The sequence below is a fragment of the Agrobacterium burrii genome (assembly GCF_017313405.1).
Taxonomy (GTDB): Bacteria; Pseudomonadota; Alphaproteobacteria; order Rhizobiales; family Rhizobiaceae; genus Agrobacterium; species Agrobacterium burrii.
Genome location: NZ_JAFLNA010000019.1, coordinates 31,611 through 56,557 on the forward strand (window position 1 = coordinate 31,611; position 24,947 = coordinate 56,557).

Annotated in this window: 23 protein-coding genes and 1 pseudogene; 4 read left to right on the top strand and 20 right to left on the bottom strand. The window is 59.1% G+C overall.

Features of this window, described 5'->3' with window-relative positions; translation table 11 throughout:
• Positions 1-30 precede the first annotated feature (30 nt).
• Positions 31-999 (top strand): GlxA family transcriptional regulator, encoded by a 969-nt coding sequence (locus JZX89_RS26065; protein WP_207135821.1) that lies wholly within the window; start codon positions 31-33, stop codon positions 997-999.
• Positions 1,000-1,239: 240 nt separating this feature from the next.
• On the opposite strand, the gene JZX89_RS26070 is transcribed toward JZX89_RS26065, so the two are convergent.
• The 11 genes from JZX89_RS26070 to JZX89_RS26120 form a co-directional block, all read right to left on the bottom strand.
• A complete protein-coding gene (locus tag JZX89_RS26070; protein WP_207135822.1) occupies positions 1,240-1,938 on the bottom strand; it encodes an HpcH/HpaI aldolase family protein in 699 nt (232 codons plus the stop codon).
• Between the two features lie 13 nt (positions 1,939-1,951).
• On the bottom strand, positions 1,952-2,758 hold the full coding sequence (locus JZX89_RS26075; RefSeq protein WP_207135823.1) for an SDR family oxidoreductase: 807 nt from the start codon (positions 2,756-2,758) through the stop codon (positions 1,952-1,954).
• Positions 2,759-2,767: 9 nt separating this feature from the next.
• Positions 2,768-4,444 carry a hydantoinase B/oxoprolinase family protein gene (locus JZX89_RS26080; RefSeq protein ID WP_060641960.1) on the bottom strand — a complete coding sequence of 559 codons (1,677 nt, stop codon included), beginning with the start codon at positions 4,442-4,444 and terminating at the stop codon, positions 2,768-2,770.
• An 11-nt stretch (positions 4,445-4,455) separates the two neighbouring features.
• The gene (locus tag JZX89_RS26085; protein WP_060641959.1) at positions 4,456-6,519 is read right to left on the bottom strand and encodes a hydantoinase/oxoprolinase family protein; all 2,064 of its coding nucleotides are present in this window, start codon (positions 6,517-6,519) and stop codon (positions 4,456-4,458) included.
• A gap of 146 nt (positions 6,520-6,665) precedes the next feature.
• Positions 6,666-7,604: a nitrogen assimilation transcriptional regulator NAC gene (gene nac / locus JZX89_RS26090; protein WP_065662822.1), complete on the bottom strand. Its 939-nt coding sequence runs from the start codon at positions 7,602-7,604 to the stop codon at positions 6,666-6,668.
• A gap of 165 nt (positions 7,605-7,769) precedes the next feature.
• Positions 7,770-8,978 carry an aspartate transaminase gene (locus tag JZX89_RS26095; RefSeq protein ID WP_207135824.1) on the bottom strand — a complete coding sequence of 403 codons (1,209 nt, stop codon included), beginning with the start codon at positions 8,976-8,978 and terminating at the stop codon, positions 7,770-7,772.
• Positions 8,979-9,014: 36 nt separating this feature from the next.
• Positions 9,015-9,758 carry a branched-chain amino acid ABC transporter ATP-binding protein gene (locus JZX89_RS26100; RefSeq protein WP_207135825.1) on the bottom strand — a complete coding sequence of 248 codons (744 nt, stop codon included), beginning with the start codon at positions 9,756-9,758 and terminating at the stop codon, positions 9,015-9,017.
• Positions 9,748-10,521, bottom strand: coding sequence for an ABC transporter ATP-binding protein (locus JZX89_RS26105; RefSeq protein WP_207135826.1), 774 nt, complete (start codon positions 10,519-10,521; stop codon positions 9,748-9,750). Before JZX89_RS26105 ends, JZX89_RS26100 begins: the two co-directional genes overlap by 11 nt.
• Complete coding sequence (locus tag JZX89_RS26110; protein ID WP_060641954.1) at positions 10,518-11,504, bottom strand: branched-chain amino acid ABC transporter permease; 987 nt, start codon at positions 11,502-11,504, stop codon at positions 10,518-10,520. Before JZX89_RS26110 ends, JZX89_RS26105 begins: the two co-directional genes overlap by 4 nt.
• 42 nt (positions 11,505-11,546) lie before the next feature.
• A complete protein-coding gene (locus tag JZX89_RS26115) occupies positions 11,547-12,419 on the bottom strand; it encodes a branched-chain amino acid ABC transporter permease (RefSeq protein WP_149916670.1) in 873 nt (290 codons plus the stop codon).
• A 21-nt stretch (positions 12,420-12,440) separates the two neighbouring features.
• Complete coding sequence (locus JZX89_RS26120; RefSeq protein ID WP_207135900.1) at positions 12,441-13,631, bottom strand: ABC transporter substrate-binding protein; 1,191 nt, start codon at positions 13,629-13,631, stop codon at positions 12,441-12,443.
• Between the two features lie 298 nt (positions 13,632-13,929).
• Here JZX89_RS26120 and JZX89_RS26125 point away from each other — a divergent pair, with 298 nt between their 5' ends.
• On the top strand, positions 13,930-14,070 hold the full coding sequence (locus JZX89_RS26125) for a DUF1127 domain-containing protein (RefSeq protein WP_102024263.1): 141 nt from the start codon (positions 13,930-13,932) through the stop codon (positions 14,068-14,070).
• A gap of 556 nt (positions 14,071-14,626) precedes the next feature.
• Here JZX89_RS26125 and JZX89_RS26130 read toward each other — a convergent pair.
• From JZX89_RS26130 to JZX89_RS26145, 4 genes are all read right to left on the bottom strand, one after another.
• Complete coding sequence (locus tag JZX89_RS26130; protein WP_207135901.1) at positions 14,627-14,902, bottom strand: NAD(P)-dependent oxidoreductase; 276 nt, start codon at positions 14,900-14,902, stop codon at positions 14,627-14,629.
• Between the two features lie 302 nt (positions 14,903-15,204).
• A complete protein-coding gene (locus JZX89_RS26135; protein ID WP_207135827.1) occupies positions 15,205-16,653 on the bottom strand; it encodes an aldehyde dehydrogenase in 1,449 nt (482 codons plus the stop codon).
• Positions 16,654-16,704: 51 nt separating this feature from the next.
• Positions 16,705-18,051 carry an aspartate aminotransferase family protein gene (locus JZX89_RS26140; protein ID WP_207135828.1) on the bottom strand — a complete coding sequence of 449 codons (1,347 nt, stop codon included), beginning with the start codon at positions 18,049-18,051 and terminating at the stop codon, positions 16,705-16,707.
• Positions 18,052-18,160: 109 nt separating this feature from the next.
• Positions 18,161-19,609 (bottom strand): APC family permease, encoded by a 1,449-nt coding sequence (locus tag JZX89_RS26145; protein ID WP_207135829.1) that lies wholly within the window; start codon positions 19,607-19,609, stop codon positions 18,161-18,163.
• A 125-nt stretch (positions 19,610-19,734) separates the two neighbouring features.
• Between JZX89_RS26145 and JZX89_RS28930 the strand changes: the two genes are divergently transcribed.
• Positions 19,735-20,763, top strand: coding sequence for an AraC family transcriptional regulator (locus JZX89_RS28930; protein ID WP_207135830.1), 1,029 nt, complete (start codon positions 19,735-19,737; stop codon positions 20,761-20,763).
• 138 nt (positions 20,764-20,901) lie between these two features.
• On the opposite strand, the gene JZX89_RS28715 is transcribed toward JZX89_RS28930, so the two are convergent.
• The gene (locus JZX89_RS28715; protein WP_246746806.1) at positions 20,902-21,387 is read right to left on the bottom strand and encodes a helix-turn-helix domain-containing protein; all 486 of its coding nucleotides are present in this window, start codon (positions 21,385-21,387) and stop codon (positions 20,902-20,904) included.
• Positions 21,387-21,716, bottom strand: a complete 330-nt coding sequence (locus tag JZX89_RS28720) for a DJ-1/PfpI family protein (protein WP_369809620.1) — start codon at positions 21,714-21,716, stop codon at positions 21,387-21,389. The genes JZX89_RS28715 and JZX89_RS28720 overlap by 1 nt, the downstream gene beginning before the upstream one ends.
• 65 nt (positions 21,717-21,781) lie before the next feature.
• Here JZX89_RS28720 and JZX89_RS26160 point away from each other — a divergent pair.
• A pseudogene (locus tag JZX89_RS26160) lies at positions 21,782-22,033 on the top strand (isochorismatase family protein); the annotation flags it as partial.
• Positions 22,034-22,283: 250 nt separating this feature from the next.
• Here the strand turns inward: JZX89_RS26160 and trbI are convergent.
• From trbI to trbG, 3 genes are read right to left on the bottom strand one after another with little or no spacing between them, the layout of a single operon-like run.
• Positions 22,284-23,606 carry an IncP-type conjugal transfer protein TrbI gene (gene trbI, locus JZX89_RS26165; protein WP_207135831.1) on the bottom strand — a complete coding sequence of 441 codons (1,323 nt, stop codon included), beginning with the start codon at positions 23,604-23,606 and terminating at the stop codon, positions 22,284-22,286.
• Positions 23,607-23,616: 10 nt separating this feature from the next.
• On the bottom strand, positions 23,617-24,081 hold the full coding sequence (gene trbH / locus JZX89_RS26170) for a conjugal transfer protein TrbH (protein ID WP_207135832.1): 465 nt from the start codon (positions 24,079-24,081) through the stop codon (positions 23,617-23,619).
• Complete coding sequence (trbG, locus tag JZX89_RS26175; protein WP_207135833.1) at positions 24,081-24,935, bottom strand: P-type conjugative transfer protein TrbG; 855 nt, start codon at positions 24,933-24,935, stop codon at positions 24,081-24,083. The genes trbH and trbG overlap by 1 nt, the downstream gene beginning before the upstream one ends.
• Between the last annotated feature and the right edge of the window lie 12 nt (positions 24,936-24,947).

A 24,947-nucleotide genomic window follows, 5' to 3' on the forward strand; every position in this document is an offset into this window, starting at 1 on the left:
AAATCGACATAATCATGGGCAATATCGACAATGAGCTACGCGCGAATTGGAATCCTGCTTTACCCTGGTGCGCAGACATCGGCGGTGCTGGGGCTCACCGATCTCCTCAAGGTCGCCTGCAGGGCAACTGATAATGCCGATCACGCCACACCGCGCCTGGCTGTGCGGCATTTGCGGATTGAGGGCGATGAAGATCCCGTTATTGTTTTCGACAGCGGCCCTGATCAAACCGGGGAGGACCTAGGTCCTTGCCACGTGCTGATCGTGCCGCCTTCGCTGGAACCACCAATATCGGCCGAGGCTGCCGCACCGCTCGCGCGCTGGCTGCGCGCACGTCATGGCGAAGGTTCGGTACTGGCTTCCGTCTGCGCCGGGGCGTTCCTTCTGGCGGAAACCGGCCTTCTCGCTGGACGAACGATCACAACTCACTGGGGTTCAGCCGATGCCTTCCGCGCCCGCTTCCCCAATGTGGCGCTCGATACAGATCGGCTGATTATCGACGGTGGTGATATCATCTCCGTAGGCGGGCTCATGGCTTGGACCGATCTCGGCCTGAAACTGGTCGAGCGGTTTCTTGGTCCTGTTGTTATGGCGCAGACTGCACGTATGTTATTGATTGATCCGCCGGGACGAGAGCAGCGCTATTACAGCGGGTTCTCCCCACGGCTGACGCATAGAGATGCAGCAATCATCAAGGCGCAGCATTTTCTCCAGGCGAGTGAAGGCAAGGAGGCGCGGCTTGCGATCCTCGCGGGGTACGCAGGACTAGAGGAACGCACCTTCCTGCGGCGTTTTCAGAAAGCCACCGGCATGACCGCCACCGACTACGCGCAACGCCTTCGGGTTGCCAAGGCCCAGGAGTTGCTGCAGTTTGGACAATCCCCGATCGAGCGTATAGCTTGGGAGGTCGGATATTCCGATCCCGGCGCGTTTAGCAAAATATTTATTCGTATCGTTGGGCTGTCACCGGGAGAATATCGCCAGCGGTTTAGAGCGTGACCGTGTATATCGGGTTCACCTTGCTGCCGTGGTCCAATATCGCCGACAACTTGGCACTCAGGTTGAAAACCGGCCGAACGGAACCTGATCATGCGATTTCATGAGACGAAAGAAGACATATCCCAAAACGCAACCGTCATCGACGCCAAGGCACCACTCGTCAGCGTCGTCGATAATATTCTGACGAAATGCGGAAAGGTCGATCAAGGCCTGCACACAGCTTTAGGCTTTCGCTCCGCCTCAGGCAAGCGCCTTCTTCACCGCGGCCAGACCCCGGCGCAGGAACGGATCGGAATGGACGTAGAAGAATTGCACGCCACGCTCCCGCCAGTGCGGCATTTCATCCAGCGTCGCGAGCGTCCCTGCGATCTTTCCGGCTGTGCGTATCTTGTCGACGGCAACGGCGACCTTCTCCATCACCACCTCCGGGCGCGGTTCGCCGAATGGCGGCGCGGGCGGGTATCCCATATCCTGTGAAAGATCGCCGGGGCCGATGAAGAATACGTCGATGCCCTCTACAGCCAGCATCTCTTCGAGCGCGTCGATTGCATCGACCGTCTCTATCATGGCGATCACCAGCCGCTTTTCATAGTCGGACGGCAGGGCGTAACGTACCGCATCGACAATCGCGCGGGCTTCGTCGGCATTTGCGACCATGGGCACCATGATCCCGTCTGCACCTGCATTCAGGTAGCGGATGATGATGGGCCGTTCATGCGAATGCGGCCGCACGATTACAGAACCACCCACCGAGCGCACCACCTGCCCGGTTGCCCGCACATCCTCGAAGCTCCAGGTGCCATGCTCGCAATCGATGAAGACCGCATCCGCGCCAAGCTCCACCAGCCGGGCGGAAAGACCTGAATGTGTATGGTGTGGCGTGAACATACTGATCGCTTCACCCGCGGCAAGACGGACGCGCAGCTTTGCTCCATTCATGAACGTTTCTCCCTTACTTGTTTTTCGGCATATCCGGCGTTTCGTCCGGTGCCCCTACCCAGCGCGCAACGTCGATATCCTTTGAGGTATCGCGCATATGGGTCGGGCAAATGTGCAGTTCCGGAATGACCGCACTTCCGCTCAGGCTGGCGCAAAGCGTGATGGCGCGGGCCACGTCGTGCGGATCCATCATCACGGCGCGTTCTTCCTTGAGAGGTGGACGCGCGCGGTTGTTCATGATCGGCGTGTCTGTCTCACCCGGCAGGATGGTCGTCGCCCGGATCCCCTGGTTGCGATAGGTATTGTGAAGGAAGGTCATGAAATTCTTCACGCCCGCCTTCGCAGCGCCATAGGCAACGCCGCCCAAGAGATTGGGATTGAGGGCCGCGAGCGAAGAGACTGTAATGATGGTCCCCTCACCCTTTTCGATCATCGCCGGCAGCACGGCCTGTGTCAGGTTGAACACCGCCGTCAGATTGACGTTGATGGTGGCGTTCCACTCGTCCTCGCTGATGAAGCGGGCGTTGAGAACCTTGCTGGCAGAACCGGCATTGTTCACGAGGATATCGATGGGGCCGACCGCTTCCCGGATCGACTTGATCGTGTCGAAGATCGCGTCACGCGAGGCAATGTCCAGCGTACGGGCGATAGCTTTGCCCTTCTTCTTTTCGATCAACTCCGCGACTTCCCGCAGCGGATCGAGGCGGCGGCCGGTCAGCACAACCGTCGCTCCTTCCTTCGCAAGCAGGATTGCAGTTTCACGGCCGATGCCCGAGCCGGCCCCGGTTACCAGAGCGATCTTTCCGTTCAGTAGTCCCATCGTCGTCTCCTATTCGGCTGCGGCAGCAAGGGCACCAGAATAGCCGAAGATTTCCTTTGCCGCCTTCGAGGTTACCAAGCCTTCGGCAATATCCTGCTCGATCAATTCGTGCGAGCGTTCTGCAGCACGGCCCCAGCCGCCGCCGCCAGGCGTCTGGACTTCGAGACGTTCGCCCGTCTGAAGAACGACCTTGCCCTTCGGGAAATGCGACTTTCCTTCCTTCATCACCTTTCCGGCGGAGCCGTGCTGCCCTTCCACCACGCCAAAGCAGGGATGGCGAACGCGTTCCGATGCCAGATAGATGTTCATCGGGTTCCTGCCGAGATTGCGCAGAACGACACGCTGGCCAAGGCCGCCGCGATGTTTGCCAGCACCGCCGGAGTCGGCGATAAGCTCCTTACGTTCCGTCAGGACCGGAACGGCAACCTCGAACATTTCGATCGCCGTGACCTTGCAGTTGGACGGGAAGCTTAGCGTATCCAGCCCATCGAATTCGGCGCGGGCTCCCTGACCGCCGTGGAAATTCTGCACGGAGGCATATTGCGTTCCGTCGTTGCGCTGGCCTACGCAATTGGCAGCCCAGATCGGCGCACCGCCACTGTCGCCCAGCACCTTTTCCGGCACGATGCCTTCAAGCGCCTTGAAGATCAGCGAGGGAATGACGTGACCGATGAGGTTGCGCGAATTGCCCGCCGTCCATTCCTGCGGATTGAGAATGCAGCCGAGCGGCGCCTCATCGGTGATCGGAACGATGCAGCCCTCATTATTGGGCGTTTCGGCATCGAGCAGGCATTTTAATGCGTAGACCGAATGGGCGTAACGGTAGTTGGTGCGGCAGTTGATCGAGTGCAGCACCTGATCCGACGTGCCCGTATAATCCACATGGATGGAGTCATCCCTGACGATAACAGAGGCTTTGAGTTTGACGTCGACATCGTAGCCGTCGAGCAGAACCTCGGCGGAATAGGTACCGTTCGGCCATTCGCGGATTGCTTTGCGGGTCTGCGCCTCGGAGCGGGTATGGATGGCGTCTGCAAGTCCGTCGACATCGTCCAGCCCGTATTCGTCGAGGAATTTCACCAGTTCGCGGCCCATGACGTTATTGGCGGCGATCATCGATTCCAGATCGCCGCGCACTTCCGTGGGAAGACGGACAGAGGCTGCGATGATATCGAACACGTCCTCGTTCGGAACGCCGGCCTTGAGCATCTTGACGATGGGGAAACGGATGCCTTCCGCAAAAATGTCGCTGGCCTCCGAATGCAGCGGCGCACCACCAATATCGGGAAGGTGGGCGATCGATCCCGCATAGGCAACGACCTTGCCGTTCTTGAAGATCGGCGTGATCATCGTCACGTCAGGCAGGTGGCCGGTTCCGATTTCCGGGTCGTTGGTGGCGAGAACATCGCCCTCTTCCAGCTTATCAACCGGAAACTTCGGCAGGAAATATTTCTGGGCGGCTGCGGGCAGCGAGGTGATGAAGACGGGGATCGACCAGGTGCATTGCGCCAGCGCCCTGCCCTTACTGTCGAGAAGTACGGTTACGTAATCATGGTTCTCGCGCACGATCGGCGAGAACGCGGTCTTGCCAAGCACGTTATCGGCCTGATCCGCGATGAAGATCAAGCGGTTCCACATGACCTGAAGGTTGATCGGATCGTTGAAATCGGTAGCGGGTTTCGACATCTGATTGCCCCTTAGAGAATATTGATCACGAGATTGCCGTGGGCATCGACGTGAAAGGTGCCGCTCGGTCCGACGACAGCCGTCGATTCACGCTGCTCGACGATGGCAGGTCCCTTGACCTCGTGGCCGACCGGCAGCTTGTAGTGGTCGTAGACCGAGGTCTCGACATAGCTGCTCGCCTCCTGGAAATAGACTGCGCGGCTGCCTTTTTTCGCTTCGGCAACGACGGTTTCGTGCGGCCGGGTGACCTGATCCTTTTCGCCGCTGGCGCGCAGACGCCAGGTGATGACTTCCAGTGGTGCGGCGACGGTGCGGCCGAACAATTCGCGGTAGAGCTTGAAGAAGCTGCTGCGCAGTTCTTCGAGGAAGGCTTCTTTCGGCAGGCTGCGGTCAGGAAGCACCACGGTGATTTCGTGTCCCTGCCCTACATGGCGCATATCCACGGTATAACGATTGCTGATAGTCTCTTTGGCAACACCCGCGGCCGAGACGACTTCCGCGCCCTGGGCGGAGAGATCGTCGAGGAGACGGTTCATCGCATCGATATCCCAGGCCTCGATTGCCATCGGATGGCTTGCAGAGAGATCGACGGCGACCGGTGCGATGAGCAGACCGATGGCAGAGCTGACGCCGGCACCGGTCGGGCAGATGATGCGCGAGATGCCGAGCTTGCGGGCAATACCATAGGCATGCACCGGACCTGCGCCGCCAAAGGCTACCATCGGCAATGAACGTGGATCGACGCCAAGGTCTGTCGCATGCATGGCGGCGGCCTTGCTCATGGATTCGTTGACGAGATCGTGGATGCCCCAGGCGCAACGTTCGACCGATACATCTAGCGAGGCGGCCAGTTTCGACATTGCCTGATGTGCGGCGTCTTTTGAAACCTTGAAAGAGCCGCCGACAAAGGATTCCGTTCCCATATAGCCGAGAAGGATATCGGCATCGGTCACCGTCGGCTCGATTCCACCGCGCTGATAGGCGGCCGGTCCCGGCATGGCACCTGCGGAATGGGGACCGACGTCGAGGAGACCGAGGGGGTTCTTCGCCGCGATGGAACCGCCGCCGGCACCGATCTCGATCATCTGGATCGACTGGATCTTCAGCGGAAAACCGGATCCCTTGCGGAAACGCTGGTAGTGCGCGACTTCGAGATCGGTGCCAACGTTCGGCTCGCCATCGGGTATGAGGCAGAGCTTGGCGGTGGTGCCGCCCATGTCGAAGGACAGAACGCTCGCCTCACCCGCCGTGCGGCCGAATTCGGCGGCAGCGACTGCACCCGCTGCGGGGCCGGATTCGATCAGGCGGACGGGAAGTTCTGCCGCGCGGCTGCTCGGGACAAGCCCGCCCGAAGACGTCATCCAGAGCACCTGCCGGTCGATGCCCCTGTTGGCAAATTCCTTCTGTAGATGGGCAACGTGTCCGGACATTTGCGGGCGGGTATAGGCATTGACCACCGTCGTTGAGGCGCGGTCGAATTCACGCATTTCCGGGCAGACCTCGGAAGACAAGGAAACGAAGATATCCGGGTCTTCTTCGCGCAGGAGTGCGGCGACACGCTGCTCATGCTGCGGATATTTATAGGCATGCAGCAGGCAGACCGCTACCGAGCGGATACCCTTTTCCTTCAGCCGCTCGGCAATCTCGCGGACGGTCTCTTCCTTCAGTTCCGTTATTACTTCGCCATCGGCAGCAATGCGTTCCTCGGCGCCAAAGCTGTTGGCGCGGGTGACGAGCGGATCGGGATATTTGATGTTCAGGTCGTACAGATCGTAGCGTCCCTCGTTGCGGATGCGCAGCATGTCCTGGAAGCCATCCGTGGTCACGAAACCGGTTTCCACGCCCTTGCGCTCAAGCACCGCATTGGTAACGACGGTGGTCGCACCAAGCACCTGCAGCTTGTCAATCGCGATCGTGTCCGCATGTTTTTCGAGCAGTTCCGACACGCCCTGCACAACGGCTTCGGCCGGATTTTTAGGCGTGCTCAGGACTTTATGGAGGTGAAGTTCGCCGCTGTCGTCCAAAAGCGCGAAATCGGTAAATGTACCGCCAGTATCGAAAGCCAGTTTTGCCATTGTTTCCCTCGAGCGACCATGCAGCATTTTTTGCTGCCTTGTGGACCCACAGGTCGGGCCCGTTCACTGATGGGAAATTGAAACGTTCGGCCGGCCTTTGCCAACACAACCTCGGTCTGGCGCCATAGGGTTTGCTTATAGCGAATTCACACGGCACGAATGCCCGGATGATGCCCACTTTTCAGCTTCGTCACGATTTCGAGAAGCACGGAACGCGCCGCCAGCGCCGGTTCCGACAGCGGCATGTGATCGGAGACGCAAAGCGACACCGTGGCATCGATGACTGGGGTTGTGAGGGGATGCAGCTGCGCGCCGCTGAAGCTCGCGGTTTCCAGTACAACCGAGGCCGGAAGGATGGTCGAGCCGAGGCCATCCAGTACCGCGGCCCCCAGCGCAGGCACCGATTCCAGTTCTGAAATCACCTCCGGCTTCGCGCGCGCCCGTGCCAGGCCCTCATCGATGAGCCGGCGAAGGAAATGCGCCTTGCTTGGCAGCAGCATCGGCCGGCCATCGAGCACTGAGAGGGGAAGCGGCTGACCGGGTTCGGCAGGCAACACCATGTCGACAGGCGAGACAAGGAACATCTCTTCGCGAAACAGCGGTTCCAGCGTCACGCCCTTGATCGGATCGGACGTGTAGATGAGTGCCATGTCCATTTTGCCGGTCATGATCAACTCGCTGAGGATATGGCCGAAGCTGTCGTTAATATGAACCGTGATGGCAGGAAATCGCGCCCGCATCTCCTTGATGAGCGGCAACGATAGCGCACTCGACGAGGAATATGTCGCGAGTCCGATGGAGACGCGGCCGGAAAGCGAGCGCGTCGAGCGGTCAATGTCAGTCTGCGCCTGCTCGATCTGCTTCAGCATGATCTGTGCATGGCGGTAAAGGATCAAGCCGGCTTCGGTTGGCGTGATGCCGACATTGCTGCGCAGCAGAAGCTGGTGCTTGAAGTGTTGCTCCAGCGAGGCGATCTGCTGAGACAGCGCTGGCTGGGCTACGCGAAGGATGCTGGCGGCACGCGAAACGCTGCCGGTATCGACGATCTTTACGAAGCTTTTGAGTTTTTTGAAGTCGACGCTCATCGGTCCCCACTTTATGCGGAAACCCTAGCGCATCGGCGCAGAAACAGAAATCGATTTCTGCAGCGAGAGTACGTAATTTCAATGGGATAGAGTGCTTTTGCCTTCATCCTACGGCCAAACTCTGTGGGACGCGCAAAAGAATCCTTCTGCGCGCCCGATATGTTTTCAACGCAGCGCCGCCACAGCACGTTCCATGCGATTGCAGGCATCCTCAAGCACGTCCATTGAGGTGGCGAAGGAGATGCGGAAATAGGGCGAGAGCCCGTAGGCGGCGCCCTGGAGAGCCGCCACACCGACGCTGTCGAGGAGATAGAGGACAAAGTCGAGATCGTTTTCGATCACCTTGCCATCCGCCGTGGTCTTGCCGATCACGCCGGCGCAGCTTGGATAGAGATAGAATGCCCCATCCGGAACCATGCAGGAGAGGCCGGGGATGGAGTTCAGGCGCTCACAGGCGTAGTCGCGCCGCTTTTTGTAGACCGCAATGCTTTCCGTCACGAATGTTTGGTCACCCGAAAGCGCATGGGCTGCGGCAGCCTGGCTGACGGAAGACGGGCAGGATGACATCTGCGATTGCAACTTGTTGATAGCGGCAATGAGTGCTGCCGGCCCTGCCCCATAACCGATCCGCCATCCTGTCATGGCATAGGACTTGGAAACGCCATTGGTCAGTAGCACCCGATCCTTCAGTTCCGGAACGACGGCTACCAGGGTCTTCATCGGCTCGTCCTTGAACCAGACCTGATCGTAGATATCGTCGGAAAGCACCATGACGTTGGGATGGCGAAGCAGCACCTCACCTATCGCTTTCAGCTCCGCCTCGCTGTAGGCCGCACCCGTCGGGTTCGAGGGAGCGTTGAGGATTAGCCACATCGTCTTCGGCGTGATCGCCGCTTCAAGCGCATCAGCTGTCAGTTTGAACCCCGTCTCCTCCGGGCAGGCGACGATGACGGGCGTGCCATCATTGGCGATGACCATGTCAGGATAAGACACCCAGTAGGGAGCGGGGATGATGACTTCCGCGCCGTTTTCCACACTTGCCATCAGCGCCAGAAACAGGATCTGCTTGGCGCCGCCGCCCACGCAGATTTCACTATCGCCATAGGTAATGCCGAGACGTTTCTGGAAGTCATCGATGATCGCCTTGCGAAGCGCGGGCGTGCCGTTGACCGAAGTGTATTTGGTTTCGCCCCTGTCTATGGCCGCATGCGCCGCTGCCTTGACGGCCTCGGGCGTATCGAAGTCCGGCTCGCCAACCGTCAGGTCGGCGATGTCGCGACCTGCGGCCTTCAGCTCCCGGGCGCGGGCCGCAGCCGCCGTGCTCGGCGATACCTTAATTCTCGACACGCGTGATGCAGGCACAAAAGTGCTCATGGGATTTCCTCGTCTGGATTGATGGCTATGGGCTTGTCAGTGCGCAGCTTCGAGTTCGCCGCGCATCTTTCCGGTTAAGAAAAGTTCGCCGAGTTCGTCATGGGTGATCTCCGCCGGCGTGCCGTCCCAGATCACCTTGCCGAGACGGAGGATGACCGCACGCTGCGCCACCTCCATAGCCTTTTTGGTGTTCTGCTCGACCAGCAGGATGGTCATGCCGTTGGCATGCAGACGCAGGAGCTCGTCGAACACGATGCCGATAGCGGCCGGTGACAGACCGACCGAGGGCTCGTCGACCAGAAGCACCTTCGGCCGCTGCAGAACCGCCATCGCCACTTCGAGCAATTGCTGCTCGCCGCCGGACATGTTGCCTGCAAGCGTCGAGCGCCGCGTCTTCAGGATCGGAAAGAGGTCGTAGACATAGTCCCGATCCGCCTTCACCTTGGCGTCACGGATAGTATAGGCGGCCATCTGCAGGTTTTCGTCGACAGTCATGACCGGGAAGTTGCAACGGCCCTGCGGCACGAAAGATATCCCCTCGCCCAGAATGGCCCGCGAGGTAGATCCGGCAATGTTCTCGCCGCGCCAGTCGATGCCGCCTTCCTTGATGGTCGTCATGCCGTAGAGCGTCTTGAGCAGAGTGGATTTACCCGCGCCGTTCGGCCCCATGAGGGCCACGAATTGCCCGCCCGGCACCTCCAGATCGACGCCGTTCAGGATATCGAGATTGCCGTATCCCGCGCGCAGGCTCTTGATGGAAAGATTGTTGTTAGCCTCCAAGATAGGCCTCCCTCACACGCTGGTCCTTGATGATGTCATGCGGCAGTCCCTCGACCAGTTTCGTTCCCTGATCGAGCACGACCACACGCTGGCAGATGCTGGTGACGACATCGATATTGTGTTCGATGACGAGGAAGCTGACGCCCAGCGATTTGTTCGCATACTGGATCGTCTCCACCACGCGCTCGATGATCTTTGGATTGATGCCCGCCATCGGCTCGTCCAAGAGGATAATCTTCGGTTCCGGCATCAGCATCGATGCGAACTGAATGAGTTTCTGCTGGCCACCGGAAAGATTGCCGGCCGGTTGATGGCGAACGTCCCACAGCCCCGCCATCTTGATCAGTTCGCGTGCCCGCTCCCTGAGCCCTGCCACGCGACGGCGCGACATTCCGCCGAGACCGAATGTCGACAAAAGCGAGGGAAAGGTGAACATCTGGCCGGCGATGATGAGGTTTTCCTCCACATCGAGCGCCTTGAAAGTTACCGTTTTCTGGAATGAGCGCAGCATTCGGCCTTCGCGGGCAATGCGGTTGAGTGACCAGCCGGTGATGTCCTGCCCGTCCAGTATGACTTTGCCGGTGTCCGGTCGCGCAAGCCCGGTGCTGCAATCGAAGAAGGTCGACTTGCCGGAACCGTTGGGGCCGATCAGCCCCGCAATCTCGCCGCGATTGATGTGCATGCTGACATCATTGACAGCCTTGACTGCGCCATAAGACTTGCTGAGGTTCTTGATCTCGAGAATGGGAAGATGCACCGTCATTTCGAACCTCCGATCGCGTTCCAGAAGCGATTGATCAAGGGCGCGAAACCTTGTCTGAACCAGAATACGAGAACAAGAAGGCAGAACCCGTAGGCGATCATCCGCACTTCAGGAGCGACGCGAAGGGCCTCGGTCAGTCCCACGAAGAGCAGGCTGCCGAAGACGGTTCCCGAAATCATGCCTGCACCGCCGCCGAGCACGATGATCAGCATCGTCGTCGAATAATACATCTGGAAGGTCAGCGGGCTCACCACCGTCAGATAATGGGCGTAAAGGCAGCCCCCGACTCCGGCAAAAACGGCGCTCAACATGAAGACGATCAGCTTGTAGCGCCAGGTCGGAACGCCGAGGGATTCCGCCAGTGTCTCGTTTTCACGGATGGCGACCATGTTGCGGCCCGCCGGCGAGCGGACGATTGCCCATGCTGCAAGCGTTCCGAGTACGCAGATGGCAAGCGCGAGATAATAGAAATTGGTGGTTCCGCTGACGGTGAAGGAAAGCGGGCCAAGTTCGAAATAGGGTTTGGGGATGCCAGAAAGGCCCATGTCGCCACGGGTCAGCGAAATCCAATTCTTGGCAATCGCCTGGCCGATGATGACGAAACCAAGCGTACACATGACGAAGGACGTTGAACGAAGACGCAGCGCCGGAATGCCGAGCGGCAGGGCGATTGCACCGGTAACGAGGCCGGAGGCGATGAGGTTCACGTAAAACGGCGTATCGTAGTGGACCGCCAGAAGGCCTGCCGTATAGGCTCCTATGCCGAAGAACGCCGCCTGCGCCAGCGACAGCAGACCGGTGTAACCGACGAGCAGGTTGAGGCCGTGCGCTGGCAACATGAAGATGAGTGCAATGATGAGCGAGTGTGTGACGTAGCGCGTGCCGATGAAGGGCGCGGCAAGTGCGACGACGATCAGGACGGCGGCAAGCGGAATGCGCAGATCGCGGCGACGTGCCTGGGGAACGGTGTCGGTGAGAGACATGTCTAGTCCTCAAAATTCGAGAAAACTCGGCAGGCGCGACTTCTAAAAGCGCGCCTGCGTCGAAAACAGGCCGTGTGGGCGCCACATCAGCATCAGGATCAGCGTCGCGAACCCCACAGTGTCGCGGAACTGCAACCCCACATAGGTGGCGACGAGACTTTCGGCGATGCCGAGGATCATGGCCGCGAAGAAGGTTCCCCGCACGTTTCCAAGGCCGCCCATGATGATGATCGGCAGGGTCTTGAAGGTGATGAGTTCACCCATGCCGCCATAAACGCTGACATTGACCGGAGCGGTCAGAACGCCCGAGAGTGCAGCGAGCGCCGCTCCAAGGACGAAGGTCCGCAACACGACCTGCGACACATCGATACCGACCACGCCGCAGCATTCGACGTTCTGCGAGACGGCCCGCATCGCCATGCCGAGACGGCTGTAGGTGACCATCAGTTCAAGGCCGACGAAGACGATGAGGCACACGGCGAGAATGATGATGCGCTGCTGCGCCAGCGTGAAGCCGAAAATGGAAACCGGCTCGATATAACCGCCGGCGAAGAACTTGTAGCCGCCGCCGAAGACGAAAATCACGGCGTTCTGCAGGACAAGCGCGATGCCGAGGGTGGCGAGAACGCCGGATTCCGCCGGCGCCCCCACCATTCTGCGCATCACGAGCTGGCCCACCACATAGGCCACCACCACGGTGAAAAGAACGCCGACGACGATCGAGGCCTCATAGGAAAGACCGAGATAATCGATGGCGAACCACGCCCCGAAGGTTCCGAGCATGTAATATTCGCCGTGAGCGAAGTTGATGGCTCTCAGCACTCCGAAAATCATGGTCATGCCGACGGCGACGATCGCGTAGACGGAACCCGTGACGATCCCGTTTACGACTTGCTCGAGAATTGTCGAGAACATGGCTGTACCCCTTCCGGTCTGTCAGTTCGCAGGGTACTGGATTTCCGCCGTGTAGGCGCCCTTGATGCTGGGCTTACCGTTCTCGATCTGAAGCAGGATCATCGGAAGGCGCGCCTGGTTGTGGCCATCGAAGGTGACCTCGCCGACCGGGCTCTTGTACTTGATCTTGGAGAGAGCCTCGCGGACCGCATTGCGGTCGGCGCTTCCTGCCTCCTTTATCGCCTGCGCGAGCAGGTTGACGGTATCCCAATGCACATAGGCGTGATTGTTGGGCGCTTCCTTGTACATGGCTGTGAATTTCTCGACGAAAGCCTTACTCGCGGCCGAGTCGAATTGCGGCAGCCAGGCTGCAGCCTCCACTGCGCCTTCCATCGCCTTCGGCGCGGCGGTGATCGTCTTTTCGGTGTTGAATTCGCCGTTACCGATCAGCACGACCTTGCCGGCAAGTCCGAGTTCCAGCATCTGACGGGCAACGATGGGGGTGGTGTCGGCCAGGCCATACATGATGATCGCCTGCGCGCCGTTGTCGCGGATCTTCGCCAGCACGCTGCGGAAGTCCACCTCGCCTTCCTTGTAGTAGTCCTCGCTGAGGATCTCGCCCTTGAAGTCGGGCAGGTATTTCTTGGTGAAGGTAATGGCGGAACGGCCATAATCGCTGTCGACCGACAGCACCGCGAACTTGGTGAAACCACGCTGCTCGGCGGCGTATTTCGCCACCACGAGCGCGCGATTCTCGTCCGTCGGATAATTGCGGAAGGTCCATTTGAAACCGCCGACACCCGCTTGATAGGTGATCTTCGGGTTGGAAGAAGCGGCGTTTAGAAGCAGAACCTCCGCATCTTCCGCGACAGGCTGCATGGCGAGCGTCACGGAGCTGGAGACATCGCCTATGACGAAATCCACCTCGTCCTGATCAATCAGACGACGGGTGGCCGAAACGCCTTCAACCGGCGTGCCCTGGCTGTCGGCGTTGAAGAGTTCGATCTGCTGGCCGTTGATGCCGCCGGCCGCATTGATGTCCTTCACCGCGAGTTCCGCGCCATGCATCGAGAAAGCGCCATAGCGCGCATTCGGGCCGCTCATCGGCGCCACGAGGCCAAGCCTGATCGTGTCGGCCGCATAAGCGGAGGCGGACATGGCTGGCGACAGGCTCAGGATTGGAGCGACTGCTGCGGAAACCAGTAGAAGTCTGCGAGTAATGCCGTTTTTCATGTTCCCACTCCTTTTCGGATTTATCTGTTCCGGCTTGATGCCGGGCGAGCCTTTGCCGCTTTTGCGGTTCTTGTCGATCAACGTCATGCTAATCATTCAGGCAGAGTAGGTTCATCCCCGGACGTTTTGCCAACACAAGTCCTTTCTGCCGCTATAGCGTTTCCTTATGCCGGCAGCCATTTCTCCATTCCAGCCGCCGTGTTTCGTTTTTTGCATGTCTTCCATGCAGGCAAATGCCTGTATTTTTCGCGTCTGAGTGGGCATATTTTGTGCAACACCATCGAAGGAACCTATGAAAATGAAACTTCACGACACCGTTCGCAACTACTTTCGGAATCGCCGCGCCATGGCCGAACTGAGCGCGCTCGACGACAGAAGCCTTTCCGACATCGGCGTTAGCCGCTCGCATATCCGTTCTGCTGTTGAAGGCCGCCGCTAAAAAAAACAGGATGGCAACTGTAGTTCCTAGTCGGTCTTCGCCCATGAGGCAACGGCGTGCCTGACTTCTGCCAGTTCTCTGCCTGAATTGCGCGTTTAAGGGGTGATGCCGGTTCCCGGCATTCCACGTTACGGTTCAGAAGCCGGAGTGGTGATGTAAAGTCGACTTCATAGACCGGGCGGTACCTGTATGGTGCGACGGGGAGGAGAAGTCGATGAACCGGTCCGCCTATTCAATCGTGGCCAGAATTCCATCTGTCGAGGAATGTCTGCACCTTCGCGCCGTCTCCGGTTTGAGCCCGTTTTCGCAGCATGCCCACGAAAAGGGTTTATAAGGTACCGTCTTTTCCATGCTCGTTCTGAACGCAGATGCCACCATCGGCATGGGGCGATTGGTCGACGATGGGGTTATTTCTTACAGGTGGTCGAGATTGCCGTTTCGCGATTGAATTTCCAGCCGGTACCATCCCGGGTGAGTTGGGTGGAATAGGTGCCAGGCCAGGCCTCTCCCCATTCGCAAAAACCGCTCCCTATGGTTTCATCATGCCCGATCCGCTTCAGCCATGCATCGCGCCACGGCGAGGGTGCTGCACTAGCACTAGGCTGTTCCCGGATCCAGAATGTCGAGAACCGCACCACCAGTTTCCCGGACAGAGCGCTTCCGCCAGAATGACCTCGACAGCGAGTCCGCCACACTTGGTGTTGATGATGATCGCACCTTTCTTCATTTGCGCGATCGCGTCTGCGTCACCGATTTCACGCGTGGCATGGGTTAAGAAAAGGTCCACCCCCAAAGCTCCGTACTGTTTAAGGCAGGACGATTTTCGACCCATTGTCTGCTGCAGGTTTGGGTGGAAGTCTCGTCCGGATGGCGGGCGATTGAAAGACAAGTGTAAACACCTGCTGGGCCACGGCGCGGCGGTTGCCCCTGGCGTATTGGTCAGCCAGATTCCTCAGCGACTGGCCGCAGGGATGACACGGTTTCCGTACCCGCACAGCGTGACTACGAACGGCTCACCTAGCCTCACCCCTGCATCGCGTGGCGTTCGACGATATTTGCGGGTAAGGCATCAGGCTTGGACTGATGCTATGCGGTGAGCGGCGACTTATTGACCTCTTACTCCGACATGATCGGTTAAAATGGGTAGTGCTGGTTGGGGTCCTCGACAGTTATCCAACGCAAGTCCGTGAACTCGCTAATACCTGCCGTTCCACCGAAGCGACCGTAGCCGGAACTCTTCACTCCGCCGAACGGCATCTGCGCCTCATCGTGAACTGTCGGGCCATTGATGTGGCAGATTCCGCTCTCGATCCGTTCGGCAACCGCCATTGCCCGTTGCACGTCGCGGCTGAAGACTGCAGCCGTCAAGCCGTATTCCGTTTCGTTGGCGATCCTGACAGCCTCATCCTCGTCCTTTACGCGGATGATCGGTTTGACGGGTCCGAAGGATTCCTCGTCGAAGCAACGCATGCCAGGCCCCACATGGTCGAGCAACGTCGCATCCACAACAGAGCCGTTACGACCGCCGCCTGCAACGAGGCTAGCACCCTTCTCGATCGCGTCGCGGATAAACTCCTCCATCTTCGACGCCGCCTCAGGAGACACGAGAGAGCCGAGCACCACATGCCCACGCGGATCCCCTGCAGGGAGCTGCCTTGCGCGGGCAGCCATCTTCGCGGTGAATTCATCCGCGATCTTCTCGTCGACGATGATGCGTTCGGTGGACATGCAGATCTGGCCCATGTTGGCAAAGGCGCCGAAGATCGCGGCGTTTACCGCAGCGTCGATGTCGGCGTCATCAAGTACGATGAGCGGTGCCTTGCCACCGAGCTCGAGCAACGCAGGCTTGAGGTGTCGACCGCAGAGTTCGCCGATGATCCGGCCGATCTTTGTGGACCCAGTGAAGTTTACCCGCCGGACCTCCGGTGCGGCCACGAGCGCTTCCACCACTTTGGCCGCATCCTGGGGAGCGTTGGTGATCACGTTCACGACACCGTCAGGGAATCCAGCCTCAACGAGGCATCGCCCTATCAGAAGATGCACTCCGGGGCAGACTTCCGATGCCTTGAGGATTACGGTGTTGCCGCATGCAAGCGCCGTGGCGATCGCGCGGGTCCCGAGGATGATCGGAGCGTTCCAGGGCGCGATCCCGAGGCACACGCCTGCTGGCCGACGCACGGCCAAAGACAAGGTGCCTGGCTTGTCGGATGGAATTACCTCCCCGCGTATCTGCGTTGTCATGCTCGCAGCCTCGCGCAGGATCCCGGCGGCGAGCATCACGTTGAATCCTGCCCAAGCAGACGTGCCGCCAGTCTCGGCGGTCATCGTCGTAGCGAACTCCTCGGCCTTGGACTGCATGATCTCCGAAGCCTTAAGGAGCAGACGCCTCCTTTCACCCGGACCGCTTTTGGACCACGCAGGAAAGGCAGCGGATGCAGCCGCCACAGCGGCACGCACGTCCTCTAGGTCCGACGCAGGCGCCCGGCTTGCCACCTCACCGGTAAACGGATCCATCCGATCGTACGTTCTTCCGGACAGGGACGCGGCAGACTTGCCATTAATGATCTGTTCGAGCTCAAGCATTCCATTTCCTCCCATAAAAGCTAGTGACCGGCCGATGTCTTCGCATCCGGTTCACTCCACCGTGTGTATGTCGGCGATAATGTTCTTCGTGGTCTGAACGTAATCAGCAATATCCTCATCGGTCATCGGAAGCGTCAGGCCAATCTGTCCGCGATGGACCGGGAAGTAGCCGCGCGTCGCCATTTCCAACGCGTAAATCGCCATTTTCCGTTCGTCGATCTTGTTCCAGTAGTCGCGGTGGGTCTGGATCGTCTGACCAACTTCCTTGGTAAACGCGTAGCCTAACACCGAGAACCCACCGAAGACTACAAATGGGTAGCCGTTGTCGCGTGCCCATCCATTGAGGCCGTTCTTGACTCCGTCCGCCATCTCGTTCAGGCGCTTGTATGCTTGCCGGTCCATGACCTGCATCGTGGCGAGGCCAGCAGCGCAGGCCATTGGATGGCCGTGGTGGGTGCCCGACATCATGACCTGGTTCTCCTCGATCACCCGGAAAATCCGCTTCGATCCCCCGACCGCTCCGATAGGAAGTCCGCCGCCGATCATCTTTCCCATGACTGTGAGATCTGGCTTGAAGTCGTAGAGGCTTTGGAGACCGCCGAAAGCAGCGCGAAGCGAGATGGTCTCGTCGAAGATGACCAGGATGCCCAGCTCCCTTGCCAAATTCCCAAGCTTGATCACGAACTCATTGGTCAGGGAAACGATCCCGCCCGCGCATGACTGCAACTCCATGATGATGCAGGAGACATCTCCCGCGTGGCGCCTCAGAATGCTTTCGCAGGCGGCGAAATCGTTCTGTACGAGGGTTATGACGTTCTCGATCTTGTACGATGGAATGCCGTCGGAGTCGGGAATCGAGCGTGGACTGAAGTCCGGCCCCGGGAAGTTCCCAGGACTTGGGTGCGTTGAGACAGCGAGGTCGTCCGTGAAACCGTGGTAGCCGCCCTCGAACTTGGCGATCTTCTTCCGACCCGTGTAGCCCCTAGCGATGCGCACCGCCCCGAGACAAGCCTCGCTCGCGGAGCAGAAGAACTTGACCTGTTCGACGGAGTCGATGCGCTCGCAGAGCAGCTCGGCCAGAGCGAGTTCATGCCCAGTCGGATTGCCGAATGAATATCCCGTCGGGAGCAGGTCGGTGATGGCTTTCACGACAGCGGGATGGTTGTGGCCAAGCACGTTCGTCGAAAAGTTGTTATTGAGATCGAGCAGGCGTTTTCCTTCGATCGTATGGATGTACTGTCCCTCGCCACGTTCGGCGAAGACCGCATGCGGACCGTAGTTGAAGGTTCTGCGGCTGAAACCTCCGGGAATGACGTCCGCTCCATGGCGCGTCCTCTCCTTCGACAGATGGAAGGCCGCCGAGAAGTTGCGCAGGGAGGTATCGTAGTCGAGCTTCATGTCAAAGTTCCGTTCGTGTCATGTTTCGGGTGCAGTCGGTTTGGCGACGGCCAGCAAATAGGGTGTCGGTGGCTGGCCATCCGCGGTGCTGCGTGCGGGATCGACCATCTCAACCTGCGTCGGCGAAGGTTGCGTCCATGCGGTCATATAGCGACGGGTTCGTCCGCCGAATGTGGACTGCGAGTGCCGCCCCGGCCACACCAATGGCGATCACGCACAGAGGAAAGGATTGAACAATCATGCTGTCACTGCCCGTCAGAAGAGACAGGTTTAGGGAGACTTGTAGGAAGGCCGCCAGCAGTGCGATGCCTGCGACCGTCGGCGCGACCACGATGCGCGCCGCAGAGAAGCCCCGTCGATCGCGGCGGAAGAATGAGACGATCGAGATCGACACCAGGATTTGCACAGCGAGGATGCCGATGCCTGCGAACGCGATGGTCCATGCATAGATGACGGCGTAGGGATCGGAACCTGCGAGCACGAAGGCCATAAGTACGACAGCAACAAGGAGCGCCTGGAAGCGACCCGCGACGCGCGGGGAAGCAGTGGCATGATGAACTGTTGCCAGCCTGCTCCAGAGCAGCCCGTCACGTCCAAGTGCGAAGAAGTACCTGTTCAGAGTGTTGTGGAACGAAAGGAGGCATGCGAAGAGACTGGTCAGCAGAAGGACGTTGACCACGGCCGTCGACCAGGATCCGAGCACTCCAGCGATCGCACCGATGTAGAAACCTTCGAGTGACTCGTTAGCCTTGGCGCTGACGGAGGGCGCACCGTAGTACTGGATGACCGTCCAGCTCACGAACGCATAGAACACGGTAATGATAAGGACGGCGGCCACCGTGGCACGTGGAATGGCTCGATCCGGATCTGCAGCCTCCTCGCCGAATATCGCCGTGGCCTCGAAACCGATGAACGAGCTCACGACGAATATCAATGTGACGCCGATCCCTGCGGAGAACACGTCCGACGGCTGGAAACCAGACAAGGTCAGACCCTCGCTACCGCCACCTGTGAGCACAACGCCGACGGCGAACACAGTGAGTATCAACAGCTCTGCGATCATGCAGATGCCTAGCAGGCGGCCCGAGAACACGATGTGCCTCTGGCCACACCACAGGACCGCTGAGAGCACGACGAGCGACCACGCCCACCAGGGGAGAGCAACTCCGAGCGGTTCGAGCGCAGCACGCGCGAAGACGCCGACCTGCGCGTAGATACCGACCTGGATGGAAAAATACGTGGCGAGCGCAAGAAAGGCCCCTGCGACAGCCAATGGTCGGCCAAGTCCTCTTGATATGTATGCATAGAACCCGCCGGCACTGCTCACATGCTTCGCCATGGCGGTGAACCCCGCCGCAAAGACGAGGTACAGCAAGCCGACCAGAATGAATGCTCCGGGTACTCCCAAATTTCCGAAAGCGAACGCTGGAGGCGTGGCTCCCACTACGGCCGCCATTGGAGCCGCGGCTGCGACTACGAAGAATACAATATGCGCCACTCCAACTGAGTTGGATGCCAGCTTCTGATCCGCTGGACGTGCATTCTCTATGTTTGACATTGCGGTTCCCCTTGCAATTTGGTTTGTTATTTTCTGAGTATATGAGACGGGGTGTCGAAGGCGAACCATCGCAGAGCGTGCCACGAACCTGACAATTTACGACAAAATCTAAGGAAGGAGCGAGCGTGACCTTTCCGAACCAGCACCAGACGCCGTCTATACGAGTGTTCGTCCTCCAGGCGATCATACAGAACCTTCCCGGCGCGGGCGGACAACTCAAAGCCCTGCTGACTCGCCATGGTCTTTCCGACAAGCGCCTCGGTGATCCGACCGCCCGGGTCGACATGCGCGACTATCTGGAATTCCTGGAAGACGCTGCTCGAACATTCGACGACCCTGTGCTCGGAGCGCGCCTTGGCTTCGCTGTCCGGCCAGGTGATCTGTGGCCAATGGGCCTGCTTCTCATGCAGGCGAGCTCGATCGGCTCGGCGCTGAGCTACTATGCCCGGTATGCTACCGCATTCCAGTCGGCCACCAGCTTCTCCGTGCAGTCGGTTCCTGAAGGCCTCCTATGCGCCTACAAGGTGCACGCGGACATCCGGCCCGCCAGTCTGTTGAGACAGGACAATGAATTCACACTGGCCTGCATCTGCAGCCAGCTGAGAACGGCGTTCGACGCGAACTGGCGACCCGTGGAGGTGCATTTCGAACACGCCGCCAGTGGACAGGACGCAGCTCTTCAGCGCATCTTCGGCACGAGGGTAAGGTTCGGGCAGACGAGGAACTGCCTGATCGTGGATCAAAGTGAGGCAGACCGGGTGCATCGAACGGAAGACCGGGAGTTCATAAACATACTCAACCAGCACATGGCTTCGGCCGTCGCCTCGAACAACAACGACCTATCCGCGACAGAACGAGTGAGAGCGCTCGTCAGCGTCCGGCTCGGACTGGCTCCTGTGGAACTCGAACACCTTGCCGCGGAACTCGGGATGACTGCGCGCACCCTGCAGCGGCGACTGTCTGTCGAAGGCACGTCGCTGCGCGATATCGTGAAAAGCTATCGGGAGCAGATGGCAATGGCCTATCTAGCTCAGGGGAGCCTGTCTCTCGAGGAGGTGTCCACTGCCCTCGGATACGCCGAAGCAACGGTCTTCTCCCGCGCCTTCAAGGACTGGACGGGCAGAAGTCCGGGAAGGCGGTCACATCGACCTTAAAAAATTTCGGTAAAGGCCGCTATCAGGATTCCGCCCTGCAAGAGTTTAAATAAGTTAGTGCGGCAGTTAGTTTGAGACCCATTCTTTTCCAAAAAGCTACGCACTACGCCCGAAATCGCTGGCGATATTCTACTGGTGTCAGACCAACAATCCGAAAGAAGATCTTGCGAAACGCACCTGGGTCGGAAAGCCGACCTCCCAGGCAATGCGTTCGATCGGCAAAAGCCCGAACTGCAGTAGCTCCTGCGCCTTGGCGACCCTTATGCGTTGAGCGTAATCCGTTGCAGTCATGCCTGTGGCTTTTTGGAAACGACGGATGAAGGTCCGTTCTTCCAGACCTGCCTGTTCTGCCAGGTCCGTAAGTCTGACTTCTTTGCCGCCGTTGCCCTGAAAGAAAATGCTGCGCCTTGACGATGGCCGCGTCCCATGGGTGAGACGTGGGGCAAATCCACTGTAGTAGCGTTGCTCACGTCCGGGCGGATCGACTAGCAGCATGCGTGCGGTCTGCGCCATCACTACAGGACCGAGGTAACGCTCTACCAGCTTCAAGCCGAGATCGGTCCATGCCATCAATCCACCCACCGAGATGATGTCGCCGCCGTCAATCATCAGCCGATCAGTCATCAGCCGATCAGTATCGAGAACGACATCTGGAAGCGTTCGCGGAAAGCATCGGCAGAGCCCCAATGGGTTGTCACAGCACGGCCGGCAATAAGGCCGGTTTCCGCCAGAAGAAATGCGCCTGCGCAGATGGAGGCCAAGATGGATCCGTCATTGTGGCGTTCTCGCAGCCATTTGGCCACCGGCGCAGCGGCGTCCACCGAAATGGGCGGCGCCAGCGAAGGCGGAAGGATCAGCATGTCACATGGTCCCACACCGTCTCCTAAAGGAACGGGATCGCTGTCGAAACTGACAATCGGCCCCGCATCCTTGTCGACCCGCAGATGTCGCACCCGCAATCCCGTCGCTGAACGTTCTACGCCATCTGCTATTCGACCAGCCACCGTGAAAAGATCGGTTACTCAAGGAAAAGGGTATCGAAGAGGTCGTCGTTGTGGGCGCGATGAGCCATATGTGTGTCGATGCCACTGTGCGTGCCGCCAATGACTTGGGCTATAAGACCACGACGATCCACGACGCCTGCGCCACGCTCGATCTGGACTTCGGGGGCGTTACAACTCCGGCAAAACAGGTTCATGCCACGCTTATGGCAGCTTTGGCCTTTGGCTATGGCGAGGTGATTGCCACCGACGTCTTCCTCGCTCGCTGATATCTATTCACGTCGTTCATGAGATGTACCAGGACCTGAATATCTCGTGGCGGTGCTTGTCCGGAATCGACGGCGACGATGTCATAACTTCCCTTGCCAGTCGGATGACCATTTCCTGAATTGGCAACGTGGTTCTTTAAGACCTTGCCGAGAACCTCCGCGGAAACGGTCGGGTTCTCGTTTGTGGAAGACGTTTTGCCCAGCTGAATGCCTATCCCACTCCGTCAGGAGTCAAACTCAGGTACCCTTATCAACCTCTGTACGACCGCGGAAAAACAACGTCCTGATCGACAAGGACGTTGAACTTGTAGCCGGGCCGAATTTCCAGCGTGGGCTGAACGTCCATATTGCGCTGGATGGTCCGGTCTGCGACCCGACCGAACGTCTCGGCGAAATTCCGCCGCGCCGCATCTGAGGCCGTATCCTGCATCGCCAAGGTCGAGCTCGCGGGAACAGCCATGTCGATACCCGTCCCAATCAGCGCGATCAGCACGGCCGAGCCGAATGTTCGTAAATAGTGGTTGTTCACCTTGTCGTTGAAACCACCATACCCTTGCGCATCCGTCCCCGACATCCCGCCTATCTGCAACGTCGAGCCGTTCGGGAAAATGATGTCGGTCCACACGACGAGAACACGTTTCTGTCCGAAGGATACCTTGCTGTCATACCGGCCGAACAGCTGCGCACCTTGCGGAATGAGGAGACGATGCCCTGTCGCGCTGTCATAGACGTTCTGGCTCACCTGGGCGGTGATCCGCCCTGGCAGATCTGAATTGATGCCCGTGATCAGTGTGGCAGGGATGACCGAACCGCGCTTCAGCTCGAAGGGCGATTGTTGAGGCACGACACGGTTCGGCAGGTAGCCAAGCTCTTTCAGGTCCGCGTTCAAGAAGTCTTCCTTCGAGCTTTGCGAATTGGGATCTGCGTTTTGACCTCCGAGGCCGGCTCGTAGCGCGGCCGCATATAGATCGGGGGCGCCTCCGGTGCTTGTCGAAACTGTGGTGGTTCTTTTTGCCGTGTCTGCGTTCGCATCATTCGTTTCAGCACGCGCTTCCAGCTTGCTGCGATCAATGGCGAGCGGCGCATCATAGGCAGCGTTGTGCGCCTGCAAGCGGGCCATGCGCTGGCGCTGCTGCTCCCGTAGAACCTGCTCCTGTTGTTCTCTCGCGAGACGAGCTCGCCAAACCCCTTCCGCTTCGAGCTCTTGACCGTGCTGCTGCACATCGTGTTGCCCTTGCTCCGGTGTGAAGGGATTGTTCGGCTTCTCATCGGCCAGCTTTGTCTCGACCGGTGTCGGCTGGAAGGTAGTCTGCTGCTGCGGCTCGCCGATAATACCGTCGGTCACACCGCGCTTTATCTGGTCAGCGTAGGTGGAGGCAGGGTTGCCCGAACTTGTGTCTGGACCACTGTCTTTGCCGAAGTAGAGCCCGCGCGTGGCGAGGCCGTAGAAAATGACGCCAAGGAACGCGATCACCAACACGATAATGACGATAATCGGCAGGCGGTTGATCCGCCGCATTCCAGACTGGGACTGGCGGCTCTGTGCACCGCCGAGCTTGAGGGATTGCACCATGACTTCCCCCCTAGCCTCGCCGCATGAGTGACAAGGCGCTCGCTGGCATCGCGCCGCTCGCCGTCACCGAATAGGCTCGGCCGAGCTCGATGCTGTCTGTCGAAAAACGGGCCAACACCTGGCCGTCGAACGGCATGATCGCATAGGCGAGCGGAATGACCGTCGTGCCGCTATCCGTCTTCTGATCGGTGACGACCGCATAGCCCCATCCCTTCAGCGCCGCCTCCAGCGCTTTGCCGAATGGCGATACATCCGCCTTCATCGCGACCGTCGCCTTTCCAGGTCCGATCTGTTCGGCAAGACGGCTCACCATGTCACCGGCAATAGCACTTGCAGCCGCTCCGGAAATTTCTGGGGGCGCGCTGCTGGGGACAAAACCGTCCGTTGACTGGCAGCCGGAAAGGAGGATGGCGAATATACAAGCTCTGGCAAGGCTGCGGTTCTGTGGGCGCGGCTTGGTGCGAAGCGTCTTCATCACCGCCCTCCCCTTCTGATCGTCACCTTCTCCTGTCTCCAGCCGACGCCGGAAACAAGGACCGCGCGATCGATCAGGTAGTCGACAACCATCATGTTGTTCTTCATACGGTAGTTTACGATCCGGTTCTGTCCACCAGATGTGACGAACAGGACGGGTGCATCCTGGCCAGAGAGCGAGCGCGGAAACTGGACATAGGTTTTAAGACCGTCCGAATAGACCCGCGTGGGTCGCCAGCCGGCACTACCCGAGACGGAATAGGAGAAGTTCAACTGTTCGGCCGGCACACCGGCGCCCGGGATGGTGCTTGCCTCGATACGCGCATTGATATCTGCAAGTTTGGTCGAAACATCCTCCGGATATTCAAAGCCAACACGCGCCATGTACTGCGTCGAATGGGACTTGAGCTGGATGTGATAGGTCCGCCTGGACGTCGTCACCACCATTGACGTGACGAGACCAGGCTCCGAAGGCTTGACGATCAGGTGGATGGCCTGCCCGCTGGCAGCACCTGAGGTCGCCGGTTCGACCTTCCAGCGCACTGTGTCACCGACCAGCACGTCACGGACCACCTCGCCGCCTTGCAGTTCGATATCGCAAACTTGTAGCGGCGAGCAGACAACAGAGGGCTGGACCTCGCCATAAAGGAAGATCACCTTGCCGTCAGAACCCTTTGTCACCAAGCCGCGCGACCCGCGCCACTGGGTGGAGATCCCCATGCCCTTTGCTTCGTTGGCGCTGACGCCGTCAGCGGCGAAGGTATGTAGAGGAGCAGTAACCGCTGACGCCAGCACCGCTGAGGTAAAACCGACTGCGGTTAGTGTGGCCCGTGTTCTTGGGAGTGGGATAATCATGTTCGGGGCCAT